The organism is Symbiopectobacterium sp., from assembly GCF_047692315.1.
Taxonomy (GTDB): domain Bacteria; phylum Pseudomonadota; class Gammaproteobacteria; order Enterobacterales; family Enterobacteriaceae; genus Symbiopectobacterium.
This window is the reverse complement of sequence record NZ_JBLLJS010000012.1, coordinates 347,480-360,619: the sequence shown is the minus strand read 5'-3', so window position 1 is coordinate 360,619 and position 13,140 is coordinate 347,480. Positions and strand designations below refer to the sequence as shown.

Genomic DNA, 13,140 nt, shown 5'->3' with positions numbered 1-13,140 from the left:
TTACATCTCCAGAAAGTTTTTCAGCAACTGAGCGCCTGCGGCCCCAGAGCGTTCTGGGTGAAATTGCACGCCGTAGAAGTTGTCCTTCTGTACAGCGGCGGTAAAGGCCTCACCGTACTCTGCTTGCGCGACAGTATTGGCACACACTGGCATGGCATAGCCGTGAACAAAATAGAAGTAGGCGCCATCCTCAATCCCTTGAAACAGGCGGTGTCCCGCCTGCGGCGTTACCTGATTCCAGCCCATATGGGGAAGGGGCAGGCCGCGGTCTTGCATTCTTTTCACCGCTGCCGGGATGATGTTTAACGTGTCAATTCCGCCGTTCTCGTCGCTGGCGGAGCCGAGCAACTGCATGCCGAGGCAGATGCCGAGTACCGGTTGGGTGCAGGCTTTGATCAGCGGAATCAAGTCACGGGCGGTAAGCTGATCCATGGCTGCTTGCGCGGTACCTACACCTGGCAGAAACAGTTTGTCGGCGCGCAGCACCACTTCTGCATCGCGGCTTACCACCGGGTCATAGCCCAGATGGCGCACCGCGTAGGTGACGGAAGCGAGATTGGCGCAACCGGTATCGAGAATCACCACGTTCATCACAGCACCCCTTTCGAACTGGGCAGCGTATCGCCATCCACGCGAATGGCTTGACGCAGCGTGCGACCAAACACCTTAAACAGACTCTCTACCCGGTGGTGATCGTTACGCCCTTTGGTTTTGAGGTGCAGCGTGCAGCCCATGGCGTAAGAGAGTGAGCGGAAGAAGTGCTCGACCATTTCAGTGCTTAAGTCGCCTACGCGCTGGTAGTTGAATTCTGCTTTATATTCCAGATGTGGGCGCCCGGAAATATCCAGCGCGCAGCGCGCCAGACACTCGTCCATCGGCAGGACGAAACTAAAGCGACCAATGCCTCGCTTATCACCCAGTGCCTTGTTAAGCGCTTCGCCTAATGCCAGGCCGGTGTCTTCCACGGTGTGGTGATCGTCAATATAGAGATCGCCTTTGACATCAATATTCATACGGAAACCGCCGTGGGTGGCGATTTGGTCAAGCATGTGGTCGAAGAAGCCGACACCCGTGTGGATCTTGCTGCCGCCTTCCTGATCCAGCCACACCTCCACGTTAATCGACGTTTCCCGCGTCACGCGATTCACCACCGCATGACGGTTACGCTGTGTGAGCTTGTCGGAGATAGTCCGCCAGTTAAGGCCATCACGCTGGTAGCGTAATCCGGTGATTCCCATGTTTTGTGCCAACTGTACATCCGTTTCGCGATCGCCGATCACGTAGCTGTTGGCGCTGTCCATCAGGTTTTGCTGCAAAAAGGCATCCACCAGCGCGGTTTTGGGCTTGCGACACGCGCAGTTATCAGCCGGGAGGTGTGGGCAAATCAACACCTCATCAAACTGAATGCCCTGTGAGGTGAGAATCTGCATCATTAGCTGATGTGGCGGATCGAAGGTTTCCTGCGGGAAACTGGGCGTGCCAAGCCCGTCTTGGTTGGTGATCATCACCAGCTTGAAACCGGCTTTCTGCAAGTTCAGCAGGGAAGGGATGACGGCAGGCTCCAGCGCCAGCTTATCCAACCGGTCAATCTGGAAGTCTTGCGGCGGCTCGGCAATCAACGTGCCGTCGCGGTCAATAAAAAGAAATTTCTGTCCCATGTCTGCTCCTGAAGCTTACTCGTTAGTGCCGGATAAGGCGCGCAGCGCCGCAACCACCTGTTGGCATTCACCACGACTGCCAACGGTGATGCGCAGGCATCCGGAAAGGCCGGGCTGTTTGTTCTGATCGCGTAAAATAATGCCCTGATCCCATAGCGTTTTAAATACATTACTGCTGGCAGTGAAACGCACCAACACATAGTTGCTGGCGCTATCGAACACGCGTTCCACACAGGGTAAGGGAGCCAGCGCGGCCATCAGCCAGGCGCGGTTTTCTGCGACTTCGGCGACACGTTCGCGCATTTCGTTGATACCTGCGTCGTTGAGCGCTTGTGCGGCGATATCTGCCACTGGCGTTGAGAGCGGGTAGGGGGCGATCACTTTTAGCAGCAGCTCAATCACCGGCTCATTCGCCAGCGTAAAGCCGCAGCGCAATCCTGCCAGCGCAAACGCTTTGGAAAGGGTGCGCAGCACCACCAAATGTGAATAGTCCGCCAGCCACCCTGCAACCGTGGAGCCGGGATTGAATTCGATATAGGCTTCATCCACGACCACCAGCGCCTTCCCCGCAGCCACTGCCAGCAGCTTACGCAAATCTTCTGCGTTAAGAACATTACCGGTAGGGTTGTTGGGGCTGCATACGTAAATCAGTTTTACGTTGCTGAGATTTTCTGCAATCGCTGGCAGGTCTAACTGCCAATCCGCTTTGCTGGGCACAGTGCGTCGTTCAACGCCCAATGTTTCCGCACTCACGCCATACATGCCGTAGGTGGGCGGACAGTAAAGCACTGCATCTTGTCCCGGCTCGCAAAAGGCGCGGATCAGCAGTTCGATGCCTTCGTCTGCGCCGCGACTCACCAGCACCTGTTCAGGCTTCACTCCCGCGTAGGCAGCATAGCGCTCAATCACAACGGGGGGCTGACATTCGGGATAACGGTTCAGCGTCTGTGCAGTGAGATGAAACTCCGGTGCCTGAAAGTATTCGTTGGCATTGAGCCAGACATCGCCCTTACCGCCCAGGCGGCGCGCAGATTGATACGGCGTGAGTGTGCGTACGTTGGCTCGAGCCAGTTGTTCGATGCTCATTGGGACTCCTTCTGTTTCAGGGCGGCGACTCGCAGCGTGACGGTATTTTTGTGGGCAACCAGTTGCTCTGCCTGTGCCAACACCTCAATGGTGGGGGAAAGACGCAGAAAACCTTGCGGCGTTAACTGTTGAACGGTCATCCGTTTCTGGAAATCCGCCAGTCCCAGGCTGGAATAGGTCGCCGTGTAGCCATAGGTCGGCAGCACGTGGTTGGTGCCGGAAGCGTAATCCCCCGCCGATTCTGGTGACCAGTCACCCAGGAACACGGAACCTGCACTGGTGATGTGCTCGACCAGCGCTTCGGGCTCGCGGGTTTGAATAATCAAGTGCTCCGGGCCGTACTGATTACTGATTTCAATGCACTGTGCTAAATCGCGCGCCACAATCACGCGGCTGCTGTCCAGCGCCTGACGCGCAATCTTTGCGCGTGGCAACTGGGCTAACTGCTGCTGCACGGCCTGCGCCACGGCGCGGGCCAATGCCGCATCAGGCGTGACCAGAACCACCTGCGAATCCGGGCCGTGCTCTGCCTGCGACAACAGATCGGAAGCCACAAACGCTGGCGTTGCGCCGCTGTCGGCGATCACCAGCACTTCAGAAGGGCCAGCAGGCATATCGATGGCTGAGCCGCCCAAACGTTGACTCACCTGGCGTTTGGCTTCGGTCACATAAGCATTGCCGGGGCCAAAAATCTTGGCAACGCGGGGCACGCTCTCTGTGCCGAACGCCATCGCGGCAATTGCCTGCGCACCCCCTAGCTGAAACACTTCCTGTACGCCACACAACCGGGAGGCATACAGAATTTCATCCGCAATAGGCGGTGGAGAACAGAGAATCACACGGCGACATCCGGCGATGCGCGCCGGGGTTGCCAGCATCAGTACGGTGGAGAACAGCGGGGCTGAGCCACCGGGAATATAGAGGCCAACGCTGTCGATAGGGCGAGTCACCTGCTGGCAACGCACGCCGGGCTGCGTTTCTACGTCGACGGGCGGTAAACGCTGCGCGTTGTGAAAGGTCTCAATATTGCTCACGGCGACAGCCATCGCCTGTTTGATGTCGTCGCCCAGTCGTGCGGCCGCGGCAGAAATTTGTTCCGGTGTAATGCGAATCTCCTCCACGTTAACCTTATCAAACTGGGTACTGAAGGCTCGCAATGCGCTGTCGCCTTCTGCTTTTACCCGGTCGAGAATCTCGTTCACGCTACGGGTGATACGGTCGGAGGCAGAAATGGCTGGACGAGTCAGCAACTGTTGGCGCTCCTGCGCAGGACACTGTTCCCACTCAATAAGCGTATCGAAATTGCGGCTGGTCATGGCGGTTACTCCATCATCTTCTCGATTGGCAGCACCAGAATGGAACTGGCACCCAGCGTTTTCAGCCGCTCCATGGTTTCCCAGAACAGGGTTTCGCTGCTGACCATGTGCATGGCAACGCGGCTCTGATCGCCCGCCAGCGGCAGGATAGTCGGGCGCTCTGCGCCCGGCAGCAGAGCAATCACCTCTTCCAGACGCTCGCTGGGTGTGTGCAGCATGATGTATTTCGATTCACGCGCCTGAATGACGCCTTGCATACGGGTCAGCAGTTTGTCGATCAGTTGCTGTTTTTCAGCCGGCATTTCGCCATCGCGTTGAATCAGGCAGGCTTTCGAGCGGTAGATCACGTCAACTTCACGCAGGCCGTTTGCTTCCAGCGTGGCGCCGGTAGACACCAGATCGCAAATCGCATCGGCCAATCCGGCGCGCGGCGCGACTTCCACTGAGCCGTTTAACAGGCAGGATTTAAAATTGATCCCTTGTTTATCGAAATATTTTTTCAGCAGGTGCGGGTAAGAGGTGGCGATACGCTTGTTATTGAGGCACTGAGGGCCGGTGTACTCTTCATCCAGCGGCATGGCCAGTGACAGGCGGCAAGCACCAAAATCGAGGCGACGCAGCATAAAATAGCGCGGGTCTTCCCCTTGTGCCCGGCGGTTGAGCAGCTCTTCTTCCAACACGTTCTCACCGATAATGCCCAGATCGACCACGCCATCCATCACCAGACCGGGGATATCGTCATCACGCACGCGCAGGATATCGATAGGCATATTTTCCGCAAAGGCGATCAGTCGCTGTTGCTGCAAATTGATCTTAATGCCGCAGCGTGCCAGCAATTCCCGTGAGTCATCACTCAGTCTGCCTGATTTTTGCATTGCAATGCGTAAACGTGTTTTATCCAGCATGGAAACCTCTTTTACCTGTCAAAATGGATGCGCTGCCAACTACCACTTTCTGAAAGCCGTTCTTTTGAAAACTGTTCTTCTAAAAACAAAGGGCAATAAAAAAGCCCTCGGAAGTTGATCTTCCGAGGGCTCTCTTTAGGTTCTGCGCCACTGGAAGATCCGAACGTCTTCCAGCACCAACTGCCTGAAAGACTAATCAGGATGATGATGGTGATGATGGTGGTTAAACAGAACGCGTAACATAAAAAACTCTCTTAAATAAATAGCGATAATTGCGTTGTCAATAAACCTAAACTATCTCACTGCCGTTGTGCAACCCTTTTTTTGCTGTGCATGGCGTCGCAATGTTTTTTTGATCGAAATGCACGAGCGAATTTTGTAACTGCCATGATAAATAGTTACATTATCGTCGGTAAGTCAGGTATTAAATAGGATAATCCGCCAACTAACGGTGTGGGTTAGAACGATGCTATGGTTTTATAGGTAAAGGCATTTTTCGCCGTCGTCGGTGATGGCTGACGAAACAAAAATAGTGTCTTATCGGATACGAGGGGTCGTTTCGAGAGTAGACTAGAAAGTAACCTCAGACAGCCGGGAGTGATGTCGATGAAAAAGGTGTCAATCGTAGGGTTAGGGTGGTTAGGCATGCCGTTAGCGCTGGCGCTCAATGCGCGTGGTTATCAAGTTACGGGCACGAAAACCACAGCTGATGGTGTAGACGCGGCGCGCATGAGCGGTATTGCCTGCTATGAGCTGCGTTTAACGCCGGAGTTAGTGTGTGATGCCGACGATCTCGACAGCGTGCTGAATGTTGATGCATTAGTGATTACGCTCCCTGCCAGTCGAACCGCGCAGGGCGGAGAAAACTATTTGCTGGCCGTTCAGCAATTGGTTAACAGCGCACTGGCGCATGGGATTCCACGAATCTTGTTTACCAGTTTCACCTCCGTGTATGGCAAAGGTGCGGGTAAAAGGTGCGGGTAAAGGTGCGGGTAATATGCGTGAATCGTCCCCTTTGCATCCAGAAACGGCGGCGGGCTATGTGCTGGTGCAGTTAGAGCAATGGTTGCATGCGTTGCCGAATACGTCGGTGGATATTCTGCGTCTGGCTGGACTCGTGGGGCCAGAGCGGCATCCCGGACGATTTCTTGCCGGGAAAACCGATCTGCCCGATGGTGATGTTGGCGTGAATTTGGTACATCGCGATGATGTGATTGCCGCCATTGAACTGCTGCTGCAACTGCCGACGGGCGGTCACCGTTATAATCTTTGCGCGCCGCTGCATCCTGGCAAGCGTGAGTTTTACACGGAACAGGCGCATCGTCTCGGCGTTGCGGCCCCCCAATTCAATGCCAAGAGCGAGCCAGGGGGGCGTATTATCGATGGACAGCGTATCTGTCGCGAACTGGGGTTTGAATACCAATACCCCGATCCGATGACTATGCCCTGGTAATCCCCCGGTCATGCGGATGTAGAGCGCCGCGGGTAAACCCCGCGGCTTCGGTGTCAGAAGTTCGTCCAATCCTGCTGACTGCCAGATGCTGGTGCTTTCGCGGGCAGTGCTTGAACGGTTGGGCGTGCAAGCCGCGATGGGTGAGACGTTTCTGTCTTGCTAAGCCGGAAAGTCGCCACCAGTTGCTCCAATAAGAGCGCTTGCTCTTCCAGCGTATTGGCGCTGGAGGATGAAGCGGAAACCAGTGTGGCATTCTGTTGCGTCGTGCTGTCCAGTTCTGTAATGGCGCGCGAGATTTGCTCAATGCCGCGGCTCTGCTCTTCCGATGCTGACGAGATTTCTTCCATGATATCATTGACTCGTGCCACCGAGTTGACGATGCTTTCCATAGATTGTCCGGCTTCAGCCACCAATTTACTGCCCACCCCAGTACGCTCTACGGATTCGTTGATCAACGCGGCAATATCCTTGGCGGCCTGAGAGCTGCGCTGAGAGAGCGCACGCACTTCGCCAGCAACCACGGCAAAACCGCGCCCTTGCTCGCCAGCTCGTGCTGCTTCGACCGCTGCGTTGAGCGCCAGAATATTGGTCTGAAATGCGATGCCGTTAATCACCGTCGTGATATCGGCGATCTTTTTGGCGCTAGCGGCAATGTCATCCATTGTTGTCACAACGTTGCGTACCACCTCTCCGCCTTTCTGGGCATTTTGCGCCGCTTCGGACGCGATCTGGCTGGCGTGCCGTGCGTTATCCGTGTTGTTTTTTACCGTGGAGGTCAGTTGTTCCATGCTTGCGGCGGTTTCGACCACGGCGGTAGATTGTTGCTCGGTGCGCGAGGCCAGATCGCCATTGCCTGCGGCTATCTCTGCGGCAGAGGAGGAGACTCGGCGCGCACATCGGTAATCATGTGATGTAATCGGCTGTTCATTTGTGCCATGGCTGCCGTAAGTTTACCCAGCTCATCGTTACTGTCGGGCTGAATCGTGGCGGTCAAATCGCCGCTGGCAATACGCTCTGCCAGCGCCAGGTTGCGCAATACCGGGCGCGAAATCTGACGCACGATATAGACGGTGATCAAAATACCGATCAACACCGCGATTGCACCAATGCTCAGGGTGATATAGGTAGAGCCATAGGCCAGCCGGTCGTTTTGGTCTTTGATGGATGATATCAGGGATCTAATCTCACCGCACTGCTTTTGTCACCACCCACTTTTACCGCATTTTCCGCCTTCTTCAATGCTGCCATTGCGGTGTGGTGCTCCTGATGCAGAGCGACGTAGCGCTGAGTATAACGCCAGAGGTCGTCAAGCAGCCCGTGGGTTTCTGCGGGGAGCGTCGGCAGTACCGTCTGGTAGGTCTTTTGCACGGCTTGATAACGCGCGTCTAGTGCTTTTGCCGCGTCGTCAGTGTCGCTTTGGTAGAGCGCAGTGGCCAACTGTTTGAGTGCAGCACTCAGGCAGGCGATATCATCCGTGCGTTGATACTCTGAAAGCCCTAATGGCTGCGTTGCGATGCCATCACGAAAACGCTGAATAGCGTCCTGACCATCAAGCTCGGCAATCTGTTTTTTCAGCGCGACAGTATTTTGTGAAGCCTGTGACATCTCTTTTATTGCCTGTTGGAAATCGGCCAGAATACGTTCCAGCTCTTGCAGATAATTCTGTTCTTCAGGGTGTCAGGGTAGCGTATGTGCGCTCTGGGTCAGTTCGGCGGCATGTTTGACGAAATTGCTCAGCACCGTCTGGGTAGCATCATCAGGGGTGTAAAAATACTTGAGTCGATTGATTTTCGCCTGAAAGACTTCGATGTTGATGTTGTAAATCAGATTGGTTTTTTCATAAATGATGCGAATGTAGTGAAAGCGCATGGCGCTGAGCGAAGAAGCCAACACCACTAACAGCAATACCACGCCAAAACCTAAATAGAGCTTGTGCGAAATTTTAATGTTTTTCACTGCGTTGTTGAATAAACCCATAGCCGTGCCCCTTGCGTGACGGTGTTGATTGGCCGATGTAACGGGCCTTTTGTTGTCATTGCTTAGGGTTATCGGAGGGTCTTGGCGGCAAATTTAACGTGTAGCATTAGCTGGTGATGAATCTGTGACAGAGGTTGATCTTTCCAGTTGGGTGCCCAGTCGGCACTGAGCAAATGCACAGTTACCCATGAGTAAACGGTCAGAGGGTCGAGCGCAATATTTTAAAAGTAACACGCTATTCCACTGAAAATGTATTCCATGGCATCTATTATTCTCATTTGAATAATTAGAAGGGTTTTCTCGACATTTTTCTGTTGTCTCTAATTCAATTAATATTTTGACAATTTTCGGTAATATTCGTTTTCTGAAAGAAAATGATGAGAATTAATATAGTGTTATATCAAGCGATGAACAACCTCTTAGTGCCTGTGCATTCGTAAATAAAAACTATTTCGTCATGCAATTACCCTATTATTTTATGAAGATAAGGGCCTGACATAAGCCATCGAAAAAGAATTCTTGCGGTTATAGCGCTCGCAATGAGAAATAAAAACAGAGACAGGGCATGAGTCTGTTTCAACTAATGGACCAATACGAACCCCTCTCGCTCATATTGAGATGATTATCTTTACTGCAATGGCGGTTAACATGAAAGATGATTCTAGTTATGCAGGTCGGGGCGACGCGGGCCCTTTACTGTCTTTACCTAAAGATAAAGGGTGGCATCTTTGGCATCGCTATAAGGTTGGTATACTCCCTTTACCGCTTTTTATTCTGGCAGGTGGCTTGGTTGCCCTGAACTGTATTAACGACACGCTATCGAGCGATAGCGATATTGTGGTGATGGTGGTCACCCTGGCATTTTTTGGTTTTGCCTGCGGCGAGTTTGGTCGGCGGCTACCGCTAGTGGGTAAAATAGGCGCCGCTGCCATTTGCGCAACCTTTATCCCCTCCGCGCTGGTTTATTACGGGTTGTTACCTCAGGCGGTGGTGACGTCAGTAAGTGCTTTTTATCACGACACTAATATTCTGTATCTCTATATTTGCTGCATCATTGTTGGCAGTACCCTCAGTATGAATCGCCACACGTTGATACAGGGATTTCTGCGTATCTTTGTTCTCATGCTGTGCGGTGAGATTGTGGGTATGCTCGCGGGGATGACGGTAGGGATTGCGCTGGGGATGGATCCGTTTCAGCTGTTTTTCTTTTTGATCTTACCCATCTTGGCGGGAGGGATTGGCGAAGGGGCTATTCCGCTCTCTATCGGCTATGCGGTCCTGCTGAACCAGAATCAGGCTGAAGTGCTTGGCCGTATGTTACCCATCGTGATGTTAGGAAGCCTCACTGCTATTGTCCTTGCCGGAATATTGAATCAACTGGGCAAACGTTTTCCGCATCTGACCGGAGACGGAGAGCTGATGGCCAATAAGGGAAGCGCGCCAACCCTGTCAGCGCAGCCCGTGGTCGCCAGCGGCAAGCCCGATTTGGCATCTATCGCGGCGGGGGGCGTTGCTTGCCATGTTGCTCTATATGGTGGGGTGGAAATATATCGCGTGTCCGGGCTGCCAGCGCCGGTCGGCATGCTGTTCCTGGCAATCTCGCTCAAGCTGATAAATGTAATTTCACCGTCTCTGCTGGCGGGATCGCAGGTCGTGTATAAATTTTTCAGACCGCCGTGACCTATCCCATTCTGTTTGCCGTGGGCGTAGCGATGACATCATGGCGAGCGCTGGAGGAAGCATTGACGTTGGCGAATTTACTGGTGATTATTTCCACCGTGTTGGCGTTGGTGGTGATCGGATTTTTGGTGGGTAAAAAAACCGGTATGCATCCTATTGATGTGGCGATTATCTCTTGTTGTCAGAGTGGGCAGGGCGGCACGGGTGACGTCGCGATTTTAAACGCCGGAGAACGCATGTCGCTAATGCCGTTCGCACAGGTGGCTACCCGTGTTGGCGGTGCATTGAGCGTATCACTTTCGCTGCTGATGCTGAATAATCTGCTGGCGTGAACGCTCAATGTTTATTGGCTTGACGCCGGGCTCATCCGCACCGTAACGTTATGGTGCTCGGCGTCACCACATTTATGTTCTGTGATTATGGCGCTGCCGGCGCTGAGCTAAAGTTTACTTATCCGCTGCCGATACCCATATGATGTTTTTTTCATGCGATTGGCTGCCGATGTGCATAGACCATTCATTTCATGATGGGGATAGGTGTGGTGGAACAGAATTCCAAAGAGCAGTTTGTTAAGCGTAACAAACTGGCTATCTGCGCAACATTACGCGACTTATAAAAAAATGATATCACTGTGGTGGTTAACCATGCGCGTGGGCAATTTATCAGCAAAATTCTGGATGTATTGCCAGACGGCAACCTGTTCGTCTTCGATTTAGGTGGCGTTGAAACCGAAAACAGCCGTGCATTATACGCAGGCGATCTTGCCTTCGTGGCTGAACCGGCTGGGGCCAAAGTAGAATTTAAGTCAAGCATTGCCGCACGGTGGATTTTCAGGGCTTACCGGCATTCATCGCTCAGGTTCCGCCCGAGCTCTTCTATATTCAGCGCAATTCAGCGCAGAAACTACTTTCGAATCACCACGCCCGTGTGGCCTCCGCTGTTATGCCGTGGCGAACTGGCGGACAAGACACCGTTTCAGTTCGAAATTAAAGATATTTCTCTCGGTGGGCTGGGGCTGTTTACCGAGCGCGACATGAGCGACGTGATATCTCCAGGCGATATTCTGGAAAATGTTGAGATGGATCTGGATGAATACGGTTTTTTCTGCGTCGACATGCAACTTGTGGGGCAGGCTGACAGCAAAGGGGAAGTGAAAGTAATGAAGCGGCTCAGCTTCAAATTCCCGGCGCTATCTGCGTCTCAGGAGCGCGATTTACAGCAGGTGATTTACGAACTGGAACGCTTGCAAATCCAAAAAAGAAAGCGCTTTCAAGATTGATTTCTGACTGCACACAGCAAAAAAATAATTTATTACATTTAGGTCGGCGTGAATCGCGCCAAATGTCATTAAGAATAACAGTATAGCTTGTCAGAATGCTCCGATTAGGGCAGGATATGCGCCCTGTAAATAGCCGACGCTTCATTAGCGTCGGCTATTTTTTGCATCAATAAACGATGCAACACCTGTGTTTTCAACCAAGAGGCCGGACAACGATCCGGATAGATAATCAGTATTGTGTGTGCCAAGCGGCCACGATGAGGAAAGGAAAATGGGGCAATTTCTCAATAGGGTACCGACGTTTGTCGGTCCAGCGTTGTCTGTTGTGGGAATAGGAGGGGCTTATTATGTCCGTTAACAGTGCCGCTCCGGCTTCACAACGTGCGCAGTTAAGAAAAACCCTGACATTGTGGCAGGTGGTTATGATGGGGCTGGCGTATATGCAGCCGATGACCATTTATGACACATTCGGCATCGTGACCAATTTGACCGATGGCCATGTCGCTACCGCTTATGGCTTTGCGCTGATTGGTATTCTGTTTACTGCTGTCAGCTATGGCAAATTGGTGCGCCGTTTTCCTTCCGCAGGCTCCGCTTATACCTATGCGCAAAAGGCGATCAGCCCGCACGTCGGTTTTATGGTCGGCTGGTCTTCTCTGCTCGATTATTTGTTCATGCCAATGATTAATATCCTGTTGGCAAGAACCTATCTGGAAGCGATTTTCCCCGGCGTGCCTGCCTGGATTTTTGTGGCCGTGTTGGTCGGGCTGATGATGCTGTTTAACCTGCGCGGTATCAATATCGTTGCCAACCTTAACTCGATTATCGTTGTGGTGCAGGTCGCCATCATGGTGGTCTTCCTGGGGCTGCTGATTCACGGCGTTTCGCAAGGTGAAGGGGCCGGTACGTTGGTCAGCACACGCCCGTTCTGGTCGGAGAACGCCCATCTGGTGCCGATGATTACCGGTGCGACCATACTCTGTTTCTCTTTTCTGGGGTTTGACGGTATCAGTTCTCTGTCTGAAGAGACGCCGGATGCCGGGCGCGTGATCCCGAAAGCGATTTTCCTGACGGCTTTGATTGGCGGTGTGATCTTTATCGTGGTGTCTTACTTCCTGCAACTCTATTTCCCGGATGTTGCACGATTCAATTCGCCAGAATCTTCTCAGCCGGAAATTATGCTGTACGTGGCGGGTAAGTTCTTCCAATCGATTATTCTGGTGTTCTCCTGCGTCACCGTTCTGGCTTCGGGGATGGCCGCTCATGCGGGGGTTTCTCGCTTGATGTATGTGATGGGACGTGACGGTGTGTTCCCAGAGCGCTTTTTTGGCTATATCCACCCACAGTGGCGTACGCCGTCGCTGAACGTCTTGCTGGTAGGTGTAGTCGCACTCTCTGCGGTCTCTTTCGATCTGGAAGTGGCAACGGCGTTGATTAACTTCGGCGCACTGGTCGCCTTTACCTTTGTGAACCTGTCGGTGATTTCGCAGTTCTATCTGCGTGAAGGGCGCAATCGCACGTTGAAAGACACCTTCCACTATCTGGTGTTGCCGCTGTTGGGCGCACTGGCGGTAGGCACGCTGTGGCTCAATCTGGAGAAAAGCTCCATGACGTTGGGACTGATCTGGGCCTCTATTGGCTTGATCTACCTGGCGTTTGTGACTCGCACCTTCCGCGAGCCGGTGCCGCAGTGCAGCGAAGAACTGCTGTAAGCGCGTAGTCAGTAACTGCACCACTCTGCTATCCGCTGGTTCATTCTTTGAACCGGCTTTTCTATCCTTCTCGA

The 13,140-nt window shown here is 53.0% G+C and carries 7 protein-coding genes, 4 pseudogenes and 1 other annotated feature; of the genes and pseudogenes, 4 read left to right on the top strand and 7 right to left on the bottom strand.

Annotation, left to right across the window (positions count from 1 at the left end):
* The 6 genes from hisH to hisL all read right to left on the bottom strand — a co-directional run bounded on the left by hisH (position 1) and on the right by hisL (position 5,208).
* Positions 1-591 (bottom strand): imidazole glycerol phosphate synthase subunit HisH, encoded by a 591-nt coding sequence (gene hisH, locus ACMZI0_RS06005; RefSeq protein ID WP_415672274.1) that lies wholly within the window; start codon positions 589-591, stop codon positions 1-3.
* Positions 591-1,658: a bifunctional histidinol-phosphatase/imidazoleglycerol-phosphate dehydratase HisB gene (gene hisB / locus ACMZI0_RS06000; RefSeq protein WP_415672273.1), complete on the bottom strand. Its 1,068-nt coding sequence runs from the start codon at positions 1,656-1,658 to the stop codon at positions 591-593. Before hisB ends, hisH begins: the two co-directional genes overlap by 1 nt.
* Positions 1,659-1,673: 15 nt before the next feature.
* Positions 1,674-2,744, bottom strand: coding sequence for a histidinol-phosphate transaminase (gene hisC / locus ACMZI0_RS05995; RefSeq protein WP_415672272.1), 1,071 nt, complete (start codon positions 2,742-2,744; stop codon positions 1,674-1,676).
* Positions 2,741-4,060: a histidinol dehydrogenase gene (hisD, locus tag ACMZI0_RS05990; protein WP_415672271.1), complete on the bottom strand. Its 1,320-nt coding sequence runs from the start codon at positions 4,058-4,060 to the stop codon at positions 2,741-2,743. Before hisD ends, hisC begins: the two co-directional genes overlap by 4 nt.
* Before the next feature lie 5 nt (positions 4,061-4,065).
* On the bottom strand, positions 4,066-4,965 hold the full coding sequence (hisG, locus tag ACMZI0_RS05985; RefSeq protein ID WP_415672270.1) for an ATP phosphoribosyltransferase: 900 nt from the start codon (positions 4,963-4,965) through the stop codon (positions 4,066-4,068).
* Between the two features lie 95 nt (positions 4,966-5,060).
* Positions 5,061-5,182 (bottom strand) — a sequence feature (His leader region).
* On the bottom strand, positions 5,158-5,208 hold the full coding sequence (hisL, locus tag ACMZI0_RS05980) for a his operon leader peptide (RefSeq protein ID WP_415672360.1): 51 nt from the start codon (positions 5,206-5,208) through the stop codon (positions 5,158-5,160). (Overlaps the previous feature by 25 nt.)
* A 363-nt stretch (positions 5,209-5,571) precedes the next feature.
* Here hisL and ACMZI0_RS05975 point away from each other — a divergent pair.
* Positions 5,572-6,418: pseudogene (locus tag ACMZI0_RS05975) on the top strand (SDR family oxidoreductase).
* A 53-nt stretch (positions 6,419-6,471) separates the two neighbouring features.
* Here the strand turns inward: ACMZI0_RS05975 and ACMZI0_RS05970 are convergent.
* Positions 6,472-8,395, bottom strand: a pseudogene (locus ACMZI0_RS05970) (methyl-accepting chemotaxis protein).
* Positions 8,396-9,013: 618 nt separating this feature from the next.
* On the opposite strand from ACMZI0_RS05970, the pseudogene ACMZI0_RS05965 reads away from it, so the two are divergent.
* The 3 genes and pseudogenes from ACMZI0_RS05965 to ACMZI0_RS05955 all read left to right on the top strand — a co-directional run bounded on the left by ACMZI0_RS05965 (position 9,014) and on the right by ACMZI0_RS05955 (position 13,066).
* A pseudogene (locus ACMZI0_RS05965) lies at positions 9,014-10,407 on the top strand (2-hydroxycarboxylate transporter family protein).
* A gap of 194 nt (positions 10,408-10,601) precedes the next feature.
* Positions 10,602-11,354 (top strand): annotated as a pseudogene (locus ACMZI0_RS05960) (flagellar brake protein).
* Between the two features lie 347 nt (positions 11,355-11,701).
* Entirely contained in the window at positions 11,702-13,066 is a 1,365-nt protein-coding gene (locus ACMZI0_RS05955; RefSeq protein ID WP_415672269.1) for an APC family permease, read from the top strand.
* Positions 13,067-13,140 lie beyond the last annotated feature (74 nt).